Below are 16,016 nucleotides of genomic sequence, written 5' to 3'. Positions count from 1 at the left end.
GCGCTCTGAGAACGCACCAGTTCATGACCCGCATGCTTGTCGCCGCCGCCGTCCTCAGCCTGGCGGCCGTTCCGCTCGCCGCCTGCGGCAGCACAGCCAGGACCGAGGTCGAAACGACCACCACGGGTCAGCAACTGATCGACCTGAAGGCCGCCGACGACCAAGGCATGATCAGCAAGTCCGAATACGAGCGCAAGCGTAAGGACATCCTGCGCAAGTAGCCGCGCGCCAGCTGCCAGAGGTTAGGCCTGTCCGGCGACGGGCTGGCCGCCAAGGCCGCCCCGACGCACCGAGCGGACCATTGATCCGACCAGCCCAAAGCCGACGATCATCATCGCCCAGGTGCCCGGTTCAGGCACCGCGGTCGAGATCGGCAGGCCTGTCGAGGTCACGCGAAGCTGGGTACCATTGACGGGACGAACGCCCGAGCCGTTGAACACGTAGTTCGTCCCGACCGTGCCGGTGGCGTCCTGCGCCCCGATCGTCAGCAGGGCCGGGTTCGCCAGATCGCCGTAGGCGAAGGTGACGTCGTCCTGGCCCGCGCCCAGCCAGACCTGGAAGGACGAGAAGCCGCCTCCGTTCTCCAGCGGCACGTCCTGCCAGTCGACGACGACCCAGCTGTTGACGCCGTCGGTTAGGACGCCGGCGCGGATCCCACCCCCCGCGGTCGGATCCAGATCCGTCCAAAACGGCGCGAGGACCGCCGCGTTCGGGCCGCCAGGAAGGCTGACGTTGGCGGCGCTCCAGGATCCGGACGGCGCCGTGTCGCCGAGCACCACCAAACCGTCAGCTCCGATCTGGAGCGTCGACCAGCTTTGGCCCCCGAAATTAAAGCTGTTGGTGTTGAAGGAGACGAAGCCGTCGCTCGAACCGAAGGTCAGCGCCGCGATCCCGAACGCTGAGAGCGGCAGATACCCGCCGCCGGGCGACGAGCCTGGCGCAATGGTGACGGACGCCGCATGGCTCATGCCGGCGGTCGACAGACCGGCCACAAGGGCGACGGCCGATAGGAACTGACGAACAGGCGCTTTCATATCGGTTCTCCCTGGATGTCGGCCGGGCGGTGCGGCCGTTCTTGTCATGTTGCTGACGTTGCTGCGCGCTCTTGAGCCGGGACGTCACCCAGCCCGGGCCGTGTTCAAAAAGTTAGCGACCCCTTAATTTGTGCTGACGGTATATCAGTGGCTGGCCACTCGCAAGGCGTGTGACGCGCACCGAAAAGTTGTTGCGCTGCGTGACCCTAGGGAGCGGGCGCTTGCCGATCGGATCGATCCTCGCTATCGAGCGCCCAATTGCATCAAGAGTTTGAGCTGACGCTCAAACGCCAACCTGCTCCCCGAGCAAGGTGGCGCCTCCGCCAGGAGGGATGTGGCCGGTCCGGCAACTAAACGGGACGAAGCCTCAGCGTCATTCATCTTCGTGATGCGCAAAGCCGCAGACCCGAGGGGGCGCATGTCCAACATTCAACAGTTCGCTAGCGACAACTATGCCGGCATTTGCCCGCAGGCCTGGGCGGCCATGGACGCCGCCAACCGCGGCCATGCGCCGGCCTATGGCGAGGACCCGTGGACGCAAGCCGCCGCCGACGCCTTCCGCGCCCTGTTCGCCACCGATTGCGAGGTGTTCTTCGCCTTCAACGGCACGGCCGCCAACTCCATGGCCCTGGCCGCGCTCTGCCAGTCCTATCACAGCGTCATCTGTGCGGAGTCGGCCCACGTCGAGACCGACGAGTGCGGCGCGCCGGAGTTCTTCTCCAACGGCTCCAAGCTGCTGGTCGCGCCTAGCCCGGACGGCAAGCTGACCCCCGCCGCCATCCGCGAGATCGCCGGCAAGCGCAGCGACATCCACTATCCCAAGCCGCGCGTGGTCACGATCACCCAGCCGACCGAGACCGGTCAGGTCTATTCGGAGGCCGAGGTCCGGGCGATATCCGCGGTTTGCCGCGAGCTCGGCCTGCGGCTGCACATGGACGGCGCCCGCTTCGCCAACGCCTGCGCGCACCTGGGCTGCGATCCGGCCGACATCACCTGGAAGGCCGGGGTCGACGTGCTCTGCTTCGGCGGCACCAAGAACGGCATGGCGGTGGGCGAGGCGATCCTGTTCTTCGACCGCGCCCTGGCCGAGGATTTCGACTATCGCTGCAAGCAGGCCGGGCAACTGGCCTCGAAGATGCGGTTCCTGGCGGCCCCCTGGACGGGCATGCTGGAGAACGGCGCCTGGCTCGCCAACGCCGCCCACGCCAACACCTGCGCGCGACGGCTGGCCGAGCGCATCGAGGGCCTGCCCGGCGCGTCGCTGATGTTCCCGGTCCAGGCCAACGCCGTCTTCGTGGCTGCGCCGGAAGATCGCCTGGAAGCCCTGCGCGCCAGGGGCTGGCGCTTCTACACCTTCATCGGCGGCGGGGCCCGGTTCATGTTCTCCTGGGACGCCGACCCCGCCCGCCTCGACGCCCTGGCCGCGGACATGGAGACAGTGTTCGGCCGCCTCTGAGCGTCATCGAGACCCTGGCCGAATAGCCGTCAGTCCAGCACCCGGCCCTCGCGCCAGTAGCCCATCAGGTTCAGCGCTGCCTTGTCGACCTTGCGCTCGGCGATCAGCAGGCGGCGGATGGCGAGCACAGCGGCGGCTTCGCCGGCGACCCAGCCATAGAAGCCGGCGTCGCTGGGGGCGGCGACGTCCCAGAGGATCGCTTCGTCGACATCCACCTCGGCCAGCGCCGGGGCCGGCCTGGGCGTGGCGACCGGGACGGCGGCGCGCTGGGCGGCTGCGACCATCAGGGCTCCCGGTGCGCCGAGGCCGCGCGGCATCCATTCGACCCGCAGGTCGGGCCATCCGGCGAGCGGGATCTCGTCATCCTGACCGGGGATCTCGATGAACAGCTGGGTTTGCGGCGGCTCGGGCAGGGCGGCCAGCTCCTCCAGGATCCCGGCCACCGCCGGCAGCGCGGTCGCGTCGGCGATCAGCAGCAGCCGCCTCAGGCCCTGGGGCGGCTTCCACTCATAGCCGCCGCCATCGCCCTCGAAGGCGGCGTTGGGGGCCATGATCTGCAAGGCCTGGCCGGGCTGGGCGCGGGTCGCCCAAGTCGAGGCCGGGCCGGTTTCGCCGTGCAGGACGAAGTCGATGTCGACCTCGCCGGCCGGCGCGCGCAGGGCGCGGATCGTATAGGTGCGCATCGGCGGGCGCGTGGCGACGTCCTGCTTCTTGTAGCGGGCGTACCAGTCCGGCGTGATCGCCATGGCCGGCGGGCGGCCCTGTGGGTCTGGAAAGAAGATCTTGATGCGCTGGTCGGGCGCAAAGGCGGCCATCCGGCTCACCTCCGGCCCGGCGAAGGTGAACCGCCAGAGGTGGGGCGACAGCGGCGCCTTGGCTTTCAGCGTGACGTCGAACAGCCGGTAGGGCGAGGCCGGTGGGGAGGCGTCCTGGGACATGCCCCCCCACCACATCATATATGCGAACGACTCGCAATATCACTCGACGCCGGCGATCCAGGTCCGTCTGGCCTTCAGGTCCTGGTCCAGCAGCACCAGGTCGGCCCGCGCGCCGGGCGCGATGACCCCGTACTCGCCCTTCAGGCCCAGGAACTCGGCCGGGCTGGCCGAGGCCATCCGCGCGGCGTCCGCCAGCGACAGTCCGGTCATCCGCACGGCGTTGGCGACCGCGCCGGCCATGTCGAGGTCCGATCCGGCCAGGGTCCCGTTCGCATCGACGCAGACCCCGTCCACCACCCGGATCGGGCGGCCCTGGATGGTGAAGCTCTTGGCGAACATGCCGACGCTGGGCATGGCGTCGGTGACCAGCATGAAGCGATCGAGGCGTTTGGCGGCGAAGGCGATCCGCAGCACCGCCGGGTGGATGTGGCGACCGTCGGCGATGATCCCGCACCAGCTCTCCTGGTGCTCCAGCGCCGCCCCGACCGCGCCTGGCGCGCGGCTGGTCAGCGGCGACATGGCGTTGAACAGGTGCGTGACGCCGGTCACGCCGCTCTCTAGCGCCTCGACGATCCGCTCGTAGGTGGCGTTGGTATGGCCGGCGGCGACGGTGACGCCGGCCTTGGCCAGGCGGGCGATCATCTGCGGCGTCGTGGTCTCGGGCGCCAGGGTGACGAGCGTCCGCCCGTGCTTGGCCGAGGTCAGCAGCTCTAGCGCCGCCTCGTCGAGGGTGCGGAACTTGGAGGCGTCGTGCACGCCCTTGCGCTGCTCGCTGAGGAACGGGCCCTCGATGTGGATCCCCAGCACGCCGGGCACGCCGGCCTCGATCGCCGCGTCCACGGCGGCGATGGCCTTGGCGACGGTCGAGAGGTCGTCGCTGATCAGGGTCGGCAGGAAGCCGGTGGTTCCGTAGGCCCGATGCGCCGCGCCGATGGTGGCGATCGCCTCGACTGTGGGGGCGTCGTTGAACAGCACCCCGCCGCCGCCGTTGACCTGGGTGTCGATGAAGCCCGGCAGCAGATAGCCGCCCTCAAGGTCGACGGTGCGATCTGCGGAGGTTTCGCCGACCGCGACGATGCGGCCGCCGTCGATGACGACGCCGGTGGTCTCCAGGCCCCGTGCGGTCAGCACCTGGCCGTTCACGAACGCGGTGCTCATCAGACGGTCTCGGTCACCTTGTTGAGGTGCGGGGGCCGGTCGGGATCGTGGCCGCGCAGGATCGAGAGCTGGTTGGCCATCCGATAAAAGCCCTGCACCCGCACGATCGGCTCCAGGATCGGATGGGCGCTCAGGGTCGGCAGGTCGCCGCCGCCGCCGGCCAGCATCACCTCGGCGCCGCGCGCGGCCAGGTCCTTGGCCAGGGCCACGACGCTCTCCTGGCTCTGGTCGTCCTGGGCGAAGACCAGCACCGGGAAGCCCTCCTTCACCAGCGCCATCGGGCCGTGCAGCACCTCAGCGGCGCTGAAGGCCTCGGCGTGCAGGCCGCAGGTCTCCTTGAACTTCAGCGCCGCTTCCTGGGCGACGCCGAAGCCGACGCCGCGCGCCAGGACGTAGAGGTTGCGCGCGCCCTTCAGGCGCTCGGCGGCCGGACTCCAGTCGAGCGGCCAGGCCTTCTCCAGGATGGCCGGGAGATCGGCGAGGCCCTTCTGCAGCGCCGCGTCCTGGGTCCAGGCGGCGACCAGCTGGGCGATGCCGGCCAGGGCGGCGATGTAGGACTTGGTCGCCGCGACGCTGACCTCGGGGCCGGCGTGCAGCGGCAGCACCCGGTCGGCCAGCTTGGCCAGCGGCGAGGTCTCGTCGTTGACGAGGGCCATGGTGCGCGCGCCGCCCTGCTTGGCGGCCTCGACGGCGGCCAGCAGGTCGGGGCTTTTGCCCGACTGCGAGATGGCCAGATAGAGCATGCCGTCCAGCTTGGGCTCGGCAGCATAGACCGAGCTGACCGACAGCGCCGCCGAGGAGGTGACGACGCCCGCGCCGGTCTCGATCAGGTACTTCGCATAGGTCGCCGCATGGTCTGACGACCCGCGCGCGCAGGTGACCACGGCCTTCGGCGGAGCGGCGCGCAGTTCGGCGCCCAGCGCCTGGGCCGCCTCATGATTGGCGGCCAGCATCCGAGCCACCACCGCGGGCGCCTCGGCCGCCTCCTGGAACATGCGCGTGGCCTCGGGGCGCAGGGCAGGGGGCTTCAGGGTCACGCGTTTTCTCCGGGCCACAGGACTTGTCTCTAAAGAGCGTTCAGTTCGGCGACGAAGTCGTAGGCGTCGCCGCGATAATAGGACTGGGTGACTTCGACCGCGCGCCCGTCCTTCAGGAACCCGCGGCGTTCGATCAGCAGGCCCGCGTCGCGCGGCGCCACGCCCAGCAGCTCGGCCTGTTCGTCTGTGAACAGCACCGCCCGCAGCCGCTGCAGCGCCCGCACCGGGCGATGGCCGGTCTTCTCGAGCGCCTCGTAGAGCGAGGTTTCGACGAAGTCGGGGCTGGGCATGCAGAAGGCGGCCAGCGTCGAATACTCCAGCGCCATCGGCGCGCCGTCGGCGAAGCGGATCCGGTTGAAGCGGTAGACCGGCGCGCCGGGCGACAGGCCGAGCGTCAGCGACTCTTCGGGCGTCACCAGGCCCTCGGTCCGCGACAGCCAGGCCGAGTGCGGAACCCGCCCGCGGGCGATCATGTCCTCAGTGAAAGACGAGAGCTTGGAGAAGTTCTTCTCGACCCGGGCGGCGACAAAGGTGCCGGCGCCCTGGCGGCGGACCAGCAGCCCCTCGCTGACCAGCCCGTCCAGCGCCTTGCGGACGGTAATTCTCGACACGCCCAGTTCCTCAGCGAAATCGCGTTCGGCCGGCAGGGCGTCGTTGGGGCCGAGGACGTGGTTGGCGATCGCCTCGCGCAGCACCTTCTGAAGCTGGCGGTAGAGCGGTGCGTGGTCCTTGGCGTCCAGCTGTCCGATGCGCTCTGAAAAGGTCAAGGGCGTGTCTCCGCGTCGATCGTCGGCCGATCTCTCGCCGGCGTCTCTTGGGACCATTTAGATACCAATATGTACCGACTGTGCAATTGGTCTCTTTTTGGGCTTGTCAATTTTGTGAAACTGCGCACAGATCGGCTCCGCAAGTCGATGTAACGCCGGTCTTCGCAGGCGAATGCGAAGAATTGGTATCACATTGGGCTCGCATCGGCTCCGGGGGAAGGCCCGGAATTAGGGGAGAAGCCGAGTGAACAAACATCGCAAATCCATTTTGATCGCGTCCGCGAGCCTGTTGGCTGTCGCGTGCGCAGGCCCGGCCCTGGCGCAGGACGCCCAGGTCGACGAGTTGGTCGTCACCGGCATCCGCGCCTCGCTGCAGCAGTCGCTGGAGACCAAGCGCGCCGCCGACGCCATCGTCGACTCGGTCACCGCCGAAGATGTCGGCAAGTTCCCGAACACCAACGTCGCCGAAGCCTTGACCATGGTGCCTGGCGTCACCGTCGACCGCCAGTTCGGTCAGGGCGAAAAGGTCAGCATCCTGGGCACCGACCCGGCGCTGAACCGCACCCTGCTCAACGGCCAGACCGTCGCCTCGGCTGACTGGTTCATCCTCGACTCGCCGGGCCGGACGTTCAACTACGCCCTGTTGGCGCCGCAGATCGTCGGCCGTGTCGACATCTACAAGTCGCCGGAAGCGCGCATCGACGAAGGTAGCATCGGCGGCACGGTCAACGTCGTCACCCGCCGCCCGCTCGACATGAAGCCGATGCTGGCCGCCGCTTCGATCGGCTACCTCTATAACGACCGTTCGGAAGAGGGCGACCTCCAGGGCGCCCTGATGGGCAGCTGGAAGAACGAGGCCGAGACCTTCGGCATCGCCCTGTCGGTCCAGAAGGCCACCGACCAGCTGCGCCGCGACGGCATCGAGACCTACGGCACGATGGCGGCCTCCAACTGGGCCGGCGGCAACGCCGACAACCCGGTCGACTCGCGCAACTTCGGCTGCACCGGCACGTGCGCGAGCACGCTGGGCGCCAACCTCAACGCCCGCAGCCCCAACGCCTTCGGCACCTCGTTCTTCGAGCAGGAGCGCGACCGCACCAGCTACACCGCCTCGCTGCAGTACCGCCCGACGGAAGAGATCGAGCTGGAATTCAATTGGCTGAAGATTCAGGCCAACTACGACAACCTGAACCAGTCGATGTACGCCTTCCAGGGCAACACCTGGAACAGCCTGGGCGCGCTGACCGCCCTGACCGTGAACAACGGCATCGTCACCTCGGCCAGCTTCCACAACGCCCTCAGCGTGCTGGACGTGCAGTCCCGCGAAGCCGAGATGAACTCCGACACCTATGACTTCCGCGGGAAGTACCAGGGCGATGGTTGGGACCTGTCGGGCGCGGCCGGCTTCTCGAAGGCCGACGGCGGCACCAAGAAGCAGGTGTTCCTCGAGTTCCTCAACTGGGCCGACTACACCGTCGACATCAGCAGCCAGCCGGGCCAGCTGACATACGCCAACAACGTCCAGGGCAATCCGGCCGCCTTCGCCACCGATCCGGGCTGGAGCGGCAATCTGGTCGAGAAGCCGACCACCGACGAAGAAAAGTACGCCCAGGCCGACTTCGGCATGGATCTCGACGGCGTCATCAAGCGCGTCCAGGTCGGCTACAAGTTCCGTCGCCACGAGACGACGCAGCAGTACGCCGGCATCGCCGTCACCGGCGTCTCGGCCCCCGCCAGCCTGTTCAACCCGAGCGCCGCGCCGGGCAACTATCTCGACGGCTTCAACTCCAACCAGCAGATGAAGAACCGCTTCCGCATCGATGGCGGGGCGATGGTCAGCTATGTCGAGGGCGGCACCTGGCTGGCGCCCGGACGGGCGATGCCGACGCCGTCGATCTTCGCCGCGCCGGAGTTCACCGCCGGCAACTGGGCGATCCAGGAGGACATCAACGCGCTCTACGCCCAGGCCGAGATCGACTCCGGCGAGCTGCGCGGCAACTTCGGCGTCCGCTACGTCTATACCGACGTCGACAGCGCCGGTTACGTCTGCAACCCGGGTTCGCCCTGCGCGGGGCCCGCCGACTGGACCTGGAAGTCCTCGCAGAAGAGCTACGACAACTTCCTGCCCAGCGTGAACCTGGTCTACAGCGTCCGCGAGGACCTGCTGCTGCGCTTCGCCGCCGCCCAGGTGATCGCGCGGCCGAACTACGCCGACATGACCAACTTCTTCCAGCTGTCGGACGGCATCCTGATCGGCTCGGGCGGCAACCCGAACCTGGATCCCTATAAGTCCAGCAACTTCAACATGTCGGCGGAGTGGTACTTCCAGCCGCAGGCCATCGTGGCGGTTGAGTTCTTCTACAAGGACATCAGCAACTACATCCTGCAGCAGACCGCGCCGGAGCAGTACTTCAACCAGTCGCAGGGCCGGGTCACGACCTACCAGATCAGCCGTCCGCACAACGCCGGCACGGCTGACATCAAGGGCGTGTCGATCGCCTACCAGCAGAACTACGCCTACGGCTTCGGCCTGCTGGCCAACTACACCTACGCCGACGGCAACGGCAGCGAAGGCCAGGATCTGCCGTTCAACTCCAAGCACCAGGTCAACATCAGCCCGTTCTACGAGAACGGTCCGATCCAGCTGCGCGCGACCTACACCTGGCGCTCGGAGTACTTCACCGGCGTCGACCGCGGCGACAACATGTACGTCAAGGACTCGGACAACCTCGACATCTCGGGAACCTACAACTTCACCGACAATGTCAGCCTGACCCTGGCCGGGATGAACCTGACCGACGCCGAGTACTACGCCTACGCCAATGTCGAGGCGATGCCCCGCGCCGCCTACCGCACGGGCCGCAAGTACATGGCGACGGTCAGCCTGAGCTTCTGATCGCGCGACCGCGAAGCCCCAACGTGGAAGCAGCTCAGGTCCTGAGCTGCGCCCGCGGCGGACGGGGAGCCCATGCCCGGGAACCCCGTCCGCGCCTTCGCTTCGCGCCTCGGCCGATACAGGATGCGTCCATGATGATCCGCCGCGCCGAGATTCCCCCGAACCCCGCCTCGTCGAGGCCACTGGGCGGGGCGGCTTGCCGCTCCGCCCTTATTTTGTGCGAGTCCGGCCGATGATCCGTTCTCTTCTCCTGGCCACGGCCGCCGCGGCCATGCTGGCGACCGGCGCTTCGGCCGCCGCGCCGATCATTCCCGCGCCGGTGTCGGACACCCCCCGCGAGGGCGTGTTCCAGCTCGACGCCCGCACGGTGATCAGCCCGCCGGCCAACGACGCCCAGGCCCTGGCCAGCGCGCGCTACCTGGCCGACCTGCTGGAGCGCAGCCGCGGACTGAAGCCGGCGATCCGCGCGCCCAAGCCCGGCGAGCGGGCGATCGTGCTCAGCCGGCAGGGACCGGCCGGCGAAGCCTACAAACTGGACGTCGGCGCTCAGCGCGTCACCATCGCCTCGGCCGGCGACGCCGGCCTGTTCTACGGCGTGGTCACCGCCTGGCAGCTGGCGACCGCCGAGCCTGGCAAGGGCCCCGCTCTGCTCCCGGCCCGCAAGATCGAGGATGCGCCGCGGTTCGGCTGGCGCGGGGTGATGCTCGACAGCGCCCGCCACTTCCAGAGCGTCGACTACGTGAAGGGCCTGATCGACCGCATGGCCCAGTCCAAGCTCAACACCCTGCATTGGCATCTGACCGACGACCAGGGCTGGCGGCTGGAGATCAAGAAGTACCCCAAGCTAACGGAGGTCGGAGCCTGGCGCGTGCCCGCCGGCCCGGCCGCCACCGCCGACATCGACCCGAAGACCGGCAAGCCGCGCGTCATCGGCGGTTACTACACCCAGGACCAGGTCCGCGAGATCGTCGCCTACGCGGCCGCGCGTCACGTGACCATCGTCCCGGAGATCGAGACGCCGGGCCACGCCCATGCGCCGATCGTCGCCTATCCGGAGCTGGGCTCGGCCGCCACGCCGCCGACCGCCACCTCCTCGGACTGGGGCGTCTTCCCTTATCTCTACAATGTCGATGAGCGGACCTTCGCCTTCCTCGACGACGTGCTGACCGAGGTCGTGGCCCTGTTTCCCGGAACCTACGTCCATGTCGGCGGCGACGAGGCGGTGAAGGACCAGTGGAAGACCAATCCCGCCGTCCAGGCGCGGATGAAGGAGCTGCATATCGCCAGCGAGCGCCAGCTGCAGGGCTGGTTCATCTCGCGCGTCGAACAGATGCTGCACGCCAAGGGCCGACGGCTGATCGGCTGGGACGAGATCCTTGAAGGCGGGGTCGCTGAAACTGCGACGGTGACGTCGTGGCGCGGGATCGACGGGGCGATCATCGCCGCCAAGCTGGGCCACGACACGATCCTGAGCCCCGAGCCGATGATGTATCTCAACTACCGCCAGAGCGCCGCGCCCGACGAGCCGCCGGGCCGCGGCGGGGTGGTGACGCTCAAGGACGTCTACGACTACGAACCGATGCCGGCGGCGCTCAATCCCGATGAGCAGCGCCATGTGCTGGGTATGCAGGGCAACATCTGGACCGAGCACGCACGGACCGAGGAGCGGGTCTCCAGGATGCTGTTTCCACGCGTCGCCGCCGTCGCCGAGACTGCCTGGTCGCCGGCTGCGGCCAAGGACTGGACCAGCTTCGCCGACCGTCTGCCGGCCGAGCTCGCCCGCTATCGCACCCTGGGCCTGACCTTCGACGAGACGCCGCTCAAGGTGCGCGCGCTCAGCGCGCCGGACGGGCGGGGCGCGCGCGTCGCGCTGCTGGGCGCCGAGCAGATCGGCGAGATCCGCTATACGCTCGACGCCTCGGTTCCCGGCGCGGGCTCGACGCTCTACAGCCAGCCGTTCACTGCGCCGCTGGGCACGCGGGTGCGGGCCCAGGCGTTCCGTGGCGGCCAGCCGCTGGCGGCGGCGTCCGACATCGTCGTCGACGCGCGCAGCGTGCGCTCACGCGCCAGCCAGGAGTTGAAGGCCTGCCAGGGCGCGCTGGTGCTGAATCTCGAGGACGACGCCCCGATCCAGGGCGAGCGGGCCCGCTTCCTGGTCGATATCCTGAGCCCGTGCTGGCTCTACGAGGGCGCGGACCTGACGGGCGTATCGGAGGTCGAGGTCGCGGTCGGCCAGATCCCGTTCAACTTCCAGATCGGCAAGGACATCGAGAAGATCAAGTTCCGGCCGCCCGCCACGCCTGAGGGCGAGTTGGAGATCCGCCAGGGCTCGTGCCAGGGCGCCGTGGTCGCCACCCTGCCGCTGGCGCCGGCGACCCGCTCGCAGGGCGTCACGGTGCTGAAAGGCAAGATCGCCGGCGCGACCGGGCCGCAGGACCTTTGCTTCACCTTCACCCAGAAGGCCGTCGAGCCGATGTGGGTCGTCGACCGCGTCACCTTGGTCGCAGGAGCCGCCAATGGCCGCTGAACTGGTCCTGCTTTCGCCGCTGGACGGCTGGGCCGCGCCGCTGGCCGAGGTTCCCGATCCGGTCTTCGCCCAGGCGATGCTGGGTGACGGCGTCGCCGTCGATCCGACCGGCTCGGTGCTGCACGCGCCGTGCGACGGGGTGGTCATTTCCGTCCATGCGGCCCGCCACGCCGTCAGCCTGCGGGCCGAGGGCGGGGTCGAACTTCTGATGCACGTCGGACTGGATACCGTGACCCTGGGCGGGGCGGGCTTTGAGGTCCATGTCGCCGAAGGGCAGGCGGTGCGCGCCGGCGAGCGGCTGATCTCGTTCGACCTTGCCGTGCTGGCCGACCGGGCCAAGAGCCTGATCACCCCGATCATCGTCACCGACGCCGCCGGCCGCTCGATCGCCGCGCGGACCACGGGCGCGGCGGTGAAGGCCGGCGACCGCCTGCTGACCCTCTCGGCCCCGCTTGGCGCGGTCGAGACGTCTGTCGCGGCAGGGCCGGAGCTGACGCGGGCCATCGTGGTGCCGCTGGCTCACGGCCTGCACGCGCGGCCGGCGGCGCGGGTCGCCGACGTCGCCAGGCGCTTCCAGGCCGAGGTCTCGCTGCTGGCGCTCAATCGCCGCGCCAACGCCCGCAGCCCGGTCGGGATCATGTCGCTGGGTCTGCGTCATGGCGACAGCGTCACCCTGGCGGCGGCCGGGCCGGACGCCGCTGCGGCGCTGGAGGCGCTGGCCGAGCTGATCGAGGGCGGGATGGGCGAGGGCGCGCCGATCCGCAAGGCGGCCGCCGCCCCGGCGCTGGAGAGCGCGCCGGCCAAGCGGGCGGGCCTAGCCCGGCTCAAGGGCGTCATGGCCTCGCCGGGCCTGGCGGTGGGCAAGGCCGTGCGGCTGTTCGTCGAGGAACTGGCGGTGGTCGAGGCCGGCCAGGGGGCGGCGCAGGAGCGGGCGGCCCTGGACGCCGCCGTCGCCGCCGTCGCCGGCCGCATCGCCCGCCAGGCCGAGAGCGGCGAGGACCAGGCGCGGCGCGCCATTCTGGGCGCGCATGCCGCCTTTCTCGACGACCCGGAGCTGACCGGCCACGCCGCGCGGCTGATCGGCGAGGGCAAGAGCGCGGGCTTCGCCTGGCGCAGCGCCATCGGAGCCTATGTCGAGGCCTTGCGCGGTCTCGGCGACCGGCGCATCGCCGAGCGGGTCGACGACCTGTTGGATCTGGAACGGCGGGTGCTGCTGGTGCTGGCCGGCGAGGAGGACCGCGGGCCCGACCTGCCGCCGGGCGCCATCCTGCTGGCCGAGGAACTGCTGCCCTCGCAGCTGATGGGCCTGGACGCCGGCCGGCTGGCCGGGATCTGCACGGCCAAGGGCGGACCGACCTCGCATGTCGCCATCCTGGCCGCCTCGATGGGCGTGCCGGCGGTGGTCGCGGCCGGGGCGGGCGTGGCGGCGATCAACGAGGGGACCAGCCTGATCCTCGACGCCGACGCCGGTCTGCTGCACGTGGCGCCTGACGCCAAGGCGCTGGAAACGGCGCAGACGACCCTCGCGCTGCGGGCCGAACGCCGGGCCGCCGCCCGGCTCGCCTCGCGCGAGGACTGCCGGATGGCCGACGGCACGCGGATCAAGGTCTATGCCAACCTTGGTTCTGTCGCCGACGCCGAGGCGGCGGAGGCCGCTGGGGCCGAGGGCTGCGGCCTGCTGCGCACCGAATTCCTGTTCCTCGAGCGCGAGACCGCGCCCGACGAGGACGAGCAGGCCGAGCGCTACGGCGCCATCGCCGCGGCCATGGGCGGGCGGCCGCTGATCATCCGCCTGCTCGATGTCGGCGGTGACAAGACGGCGAGCTATCTACCTATCGGACCTGAAGAAAATCCAGCGCTGGGGGTGCGCGGAGTGCGCGTGCTGATGCGCCGTCCGCAGGTCCTGAAGACCCAGCTTCGCGCCATCCTGCGCGGCGCGCCGCACGCCAAGATCATGGTCCCGATGGTCGCCAGCCTGTCGGAGCTGCGGGCCGTGCGCGCGGCCCTCGACGAGGCTCGCCGCGAGATGGGCCGGGTCGGGCGCTCCGACCTCGGGGTGATGATCGAGACCCCGGCCGCAGCGGCGATCACCGACCTGCTGGCCGCCGAGGCCGACTTCCTGTCGGTGGGGACCAACGACCTGACCCAGTACGCCCTGGCCATGGATCGCGGCAATCCGGACCTGGCCGGCGAGATCGACGCCCTGCACCCAGCGGTGCTGCGGATGATCGCCCAGGCCAGCGAGGGCGGCCGCAAGCATGCCCTCTGGACCGGCGTCTGCGGCGGCCTGGCCGGCGACCTGGCGGCCGTGCCGATCCTGATCGGCCTGGGGGTCAGTGAGCTCTCCATGCCTTCGGCCGCGATCCCTGAGGCCAAGGCCCTGATCCGCACCCTGTCGCCGCAGGCCTGCGCGAACCTCGCCCGCAAGGCGCTAGACCAGCCGTCGCCCGAGGCGGTGCGGGCCCTGTCGAACACCTTCCTGACCGGAGAAGCCTGATGGCCTCGCCCCTCGAAGCGCTGCAATCCCTTGGACGGGCGCTGATGCTGCCCATCGCCGTGCTGCCGGCCGCCGGCCTGCTGCTGCGGCTGGGCCAGCCCGACCTGCTCGACGTGCCGTTCATGGCCGCGGCGGGCGAGGCGATCTTCGCCAATCTCGGCCTGCTGTTCGCCGCCGGCGTGGCGGTGGGGCTGGCGCGGGACAACAACGGCGCGGCCGGCCTGGCCGGGGTGGTCTGCTTCCTGATCGCCACGCGCAGCGCCGAGGTGCTGCTGCACGTGCCGGCCGAAGCGTTGAAGGGCATGAGCGGCGACGCCGTCGCCCTGGCCACCGCGGCCTTCAAGCAGAAGGCGATCGCCAAGGTCTCGGTGCCGATCGGCATCCTTTCCGGGCTGATCGGCGGGCAGTTCTACAACCGCTTTTCGAATGTCAAGCTACCGGAATATCTGGCCTTTTTTGGCGGTCGGCGGTTCGTGCCGATCGTCGCGGGGCTGGCCGGGCTGGGGCTGGGCGCGGCGGTGGGCTTCACCTATGAGGGCCTGAACGCCGGCATGGACGCCGCTAGCCGCGGCATCGTCGGCTCGGGCGAGGCGGGGCTGTTCATCTACGGGGTGCTGAACCGGGCGCTGATCGTCACCGGGCTCCACCACATCCTCAACAACATCGCCTGGTTCATCGTCGGGGACTTCCGCGGCGCGACAGGGGATCTCAACCGGTTCTTCGCAGGCGATCCGAGCGCCGGGGCCTTCATGGCCGGGTTCTTCCCGGTGATGATGTTCGGCCTGCCGGCGGCGTGCCTGGCCATGTACCACGCGGCCCCAGCGCATCGGCGCAAGGCGGTCGGCGGGATGCTCGCCTCGATGGCGCTGACCACCTTCCTGACCGGGGTGACCGAGCCGATCGAGTTCAGCTTCATGTTCCTGGCGCCGGTGCTCTACGCGATCCATGCGCTGCTGACCGGGCTGTCGTTCATCGTCATGAGCCTGCTCGACGTGAAGCTGGGCTTCGGGTTTTCGGCCGGGTTCTTCGACTATGCGCTGAACTTCGGAAAGGCGACCAACCCACTGTATTTGCTGCCGATAGGGGCGGCGTACTTCGCGCTCTATTACGGCGTCTTCCGCTGGGCGATCGGGCGCTTCGACCTCAAGACCCCCGGCCGCGACGCCGAGCCGACGGCGGCCGAGGCCAAGCCGTTGAGCGGCAAGCGCGGCGAGGATTTCGTCGCCGCGCTCGGCGGGGCGGGCAACCTGATCGGGGTCGACGCCTGCACCACGCGGCTGCGGCTGGTGGTGGCCGACCAGGGCGCGGTCGATGAGGCGGCGCTGAAGGCCTTGGGCTCGCGCGGCATGGTGCGCCCGTCGGACAAGGCCTTGCAGGTGGTCCTGGGCCCGATCGCCGACCAGGTGGCCGGCGAGATCCGGGCGGCGATCGCCGGCGGAGCCCTTATGACGCAAACGGTTGCGGCTCCGACCGCGGCGTTCGACGTCGGGCCCTGGCTGGCCGGGCTGGGCGGGGCGGGCAACGTCGTCGAGGCGGGGCTGAAGGCCGGCCGGGTCTGCGTGCGGCTGATCGATCCGGCGGCGCTGGACGAGGCGGCGCTGACCGCCCGCGGCGCGCGGGGCGTCGCCCTGCTGGCGGACGGAAGCGTGCAGATCCTGCTGCGTCCGGCCTAGGCTAGCGGCAGGTTTCGGCCCCGGGCCTTGCAG

General features: G+C 69.7%; 11 protein-coding genes and 1 riboswitch. Of the genes, 6 read left to right on the top strand and 5 right to left on the bottom strand.

What is annotated here, in order from left to right; genetic code table 11:
• Nucleotides 1-23 precede the first annotated feature (23 nt).
• Nucleotides 24-221 (top strand): hypothetical protein, encoded by a 198-nt coding sequence (locus tag O4N75_RS15545; RefSeq protein ID WP_269626385.1) that lies wholly within the window; start codon nucleotides 24-26, stop codon nucleotides 219-221.
• Between the two features lie 21 nt (nucleotides 222-242).
• On the opposite strand, the gene O4N75_RS15540 is transcribed toward O4N75_RS15545, so the two are convergent.
• On the bottom strand, nucleotides 243-1,034 hold the full coding sequence (locus tag O4N75_RS15540) for a PEPxxWA-CTERM sorting domain-containing protein (protein WP_269626384.1): 792 nt from the start codon (nucleotides 1,032-1,034) through the stop codon (nucleotides 243-245).
• Between the two features lie 255 nt (nucleotides 1,035-1,289).
• Nucleotides 1,290-1,398: riboswitch (SAM-I-IV-variant riboswitch) on the top strand.
• A 54-nt stretch (nucleotides 1,399-1,452) separates the two neighbouring features.
• On the opposite strand from O4N75_RS15540, the gene O4N75_RS15535 reads away from it, so the two are divergent.
• Entirely contained in the window at nucleotides 1,453-2,490 is a 1,038-nt protein-coding gene (locus O4N75_RS15535; RefSeq protein ID WP_269626383.1) for a low specificity L-threonine aldolase, read from the top strand.
• Between the two features lie 29 nt (nucleotides 2,491-2,519).
• On the opposite strand, the gene O4N75_RS15530 is transcribed toward O4N75_RS15535, so the two are convergent.
• From O4N75_RS15530 to O4N75_RS15515, 4 genes are all read right to left on the bottom strand, one after another.
• Nucleotides 2,520-3,428, bottom strand: coding sequence for a siderophore-interacting protein (locus O4N75_RS15530; RefSeq protein WP_269626382.1), 909 nt, complete (start codon nucleotides 3,426-3,428; stop codon nucleotides 2,520-2,522).
• 39 nt (nucleotides 3,429-3,467) lie between these two features.
• Nucleotides 3,468-4,586, bottom strand: a complete 1,119-nt coding sequence (gene nagA / locus O4N75_RS15525; protein ID WP_269626381.1) for an N-acetylglucosamine-6-phosphate deacetylase — start codon at nucleotides 4,584-4,586, stop codon at nucleotides 3,468-3,470.
• Entirely contained in the window at nucleotides 4,586-5,581 is a 996-nt protein-coding gene (locus tag O4N75_RS15520) for an SIS domain-containing protein (protein WP_269629381.1), read from the bottom strand. Before O4N75_RS15520 ends, nagA begins: the two co-directional genes overlap by 1 nt.
• A gap of 71 nt (nucleotides 5,582-5,652) precedes the next feature.
• Nucleotides 5,653-6,390, bottom strand: a complete 738-nt coding sequence (locus O4N75_RS15515; RefSeq protein ID WP_269626380.1) for a GntR family transcriptional regulator — start codon at nucleotides 6,388-6,390, stop codon at nucleotides 5,653-5,655.
• A 289-nt stretch (nucleotides 6,391-6,679) separates the two neighbouring features.
• On the opposite strand from O4N75_RS15515, the gene O4N75_RS15510 reads away from it, so the two are divergent.
• The 4 genes from O4N75_RS15510 (at nucleotide 6,680) to nagE (ending at nucleotide 15,983) form a co-directional block, all read left to right on the top strand.
• On the top strand, nucleotides 6,680-9,286 hold the full coding sequence (locus O4N75_RS15510; RefSeq protein ID WP_269626379.1) for a TonB-dependent receptor: 2,607 nt from the start codon (nucleotides 6,680-6,682) through the stop codon (nucleotides 9,284-9,286).
• Between the two features lie 232 nt (nucleotides 9,287-9,518).
• Entirely contained in the window at nucleotides 9,519-11,813 is a 2,295-nt protein-coding gene (locus O4N75_RS15505) for a family 20 glycosylhydrolase (protein WP_269626378.1), read from the top strand.
• A complete protein-coding gene (gene ptsP, locus O4N75_RS15500; protein ID WP_269626377.1) occupies nucleotides 11,803-14,310 on the top strand; it encodes a phosphoenolpyruvate--protein phosphotransferase in 2,508 nt (835 codons plus the stop codon). Before O4N75_RS15505 ends, ptsP begins: the two co-directional genes overlap by 11 nt.
• A complete protein-coding gene (gene nagE, locus O4N75_RS15495; RefSeq protein WP_269626376.1) occupies nucleotides 14,310-15,983 on the top strand; it encodes an N-acetylglucosamine-specific PTS transporter subunit IIBC in 1,674 nt (557 codons plus the stop codon). The genes ptsP and nagE overlap by 1 nt, the downstream gene beginning before the upstream one ends.
• Nucleotides 15,984-16,016 lie beyond the last annotated feature (33 nt).

This window comes from Phenylobacterium sp. NIBR 498073 (assembly GCF_027286305.1).
GTDB lineage: Bacteria > Pseudomonadota > Alphaproteobacteria > Caulobacterales > Caulobacteraceae > Phenylobacterium.
This window is presented reverse-complemented; position numbering and strand designations above follow the sequence as displayed.

What these genes read in the sequence shown, in the direction of transcription:
- O4N75_RS15545 (WP_269626385.1), top strand. Translation starts at nt 24, where the DNA reads ATGACCCGCATGCTTGTCGCCGCCGCCGTCCTCAGCCTGGCGGCCGTT.
- O4N75_RS15540 (WP_269626384.1), bottom strand. Translation starts at nt 1,034, where the DNA reads ATGAAAGCGCCTGTTCGTCAGTTCCTATCGGCCGTCGCCCTTGTGGCC.
- O4N75_RS15535 (WP_269626383.1), top strand. Translation starts at nt 1,453, where the DNA reads ATGTCCAACATTCAACAGTTCGCTAGCGACAACTATGCCGGCATTTGC.
- O4N75_RS15530 (WP_269626382.1), bottom strand. Translation starts at nt 3,428, where the DNA reads ATGTCCCAGGACGCCTCCCCACCGGCCTCGCCCTACCGGCTGTTCGAC.
- nagA (WP_269626381.1), bottom strand. Translation starts at nt 4,586, where the DNA reads ATGAGCACCGCGTTCGTGAACGGCCAGGTGCTGACCGCACGGGGCCTG.
- O4N75_RS15520 (WP_269629381.1), bottom strand. Translation starts at nt 5,581, where the DNA reads ATGTTCCAGGAGGCGGCCGAGGCGCCCGCGGTGGTGGCTCGGATGCTG.
- O4N75_RS15505 (WP_269626378.1), top strand. Translation starts at nt 9,519, where the DNA reads ATGATCCGTTCTCTTCTCCTGGCCACGGCCGCCGCGGCCATGCTGGCG.
- ptsP (WP_269626377.1), top strand. Translation starts at nt 11,803, where the DNA reads ATGGCCGCTGAACTGGTCCTGCTTTCGCCGCTGGACGGCTGGGCCGCG.
- nagE (WP_269626376.1), top strand. Translation starts at nt 14,310, where the DNA reads ATGGCCTCGCCCCTCGAAGCGCTGCAATCCCTTGGACGGGCGCTGATG.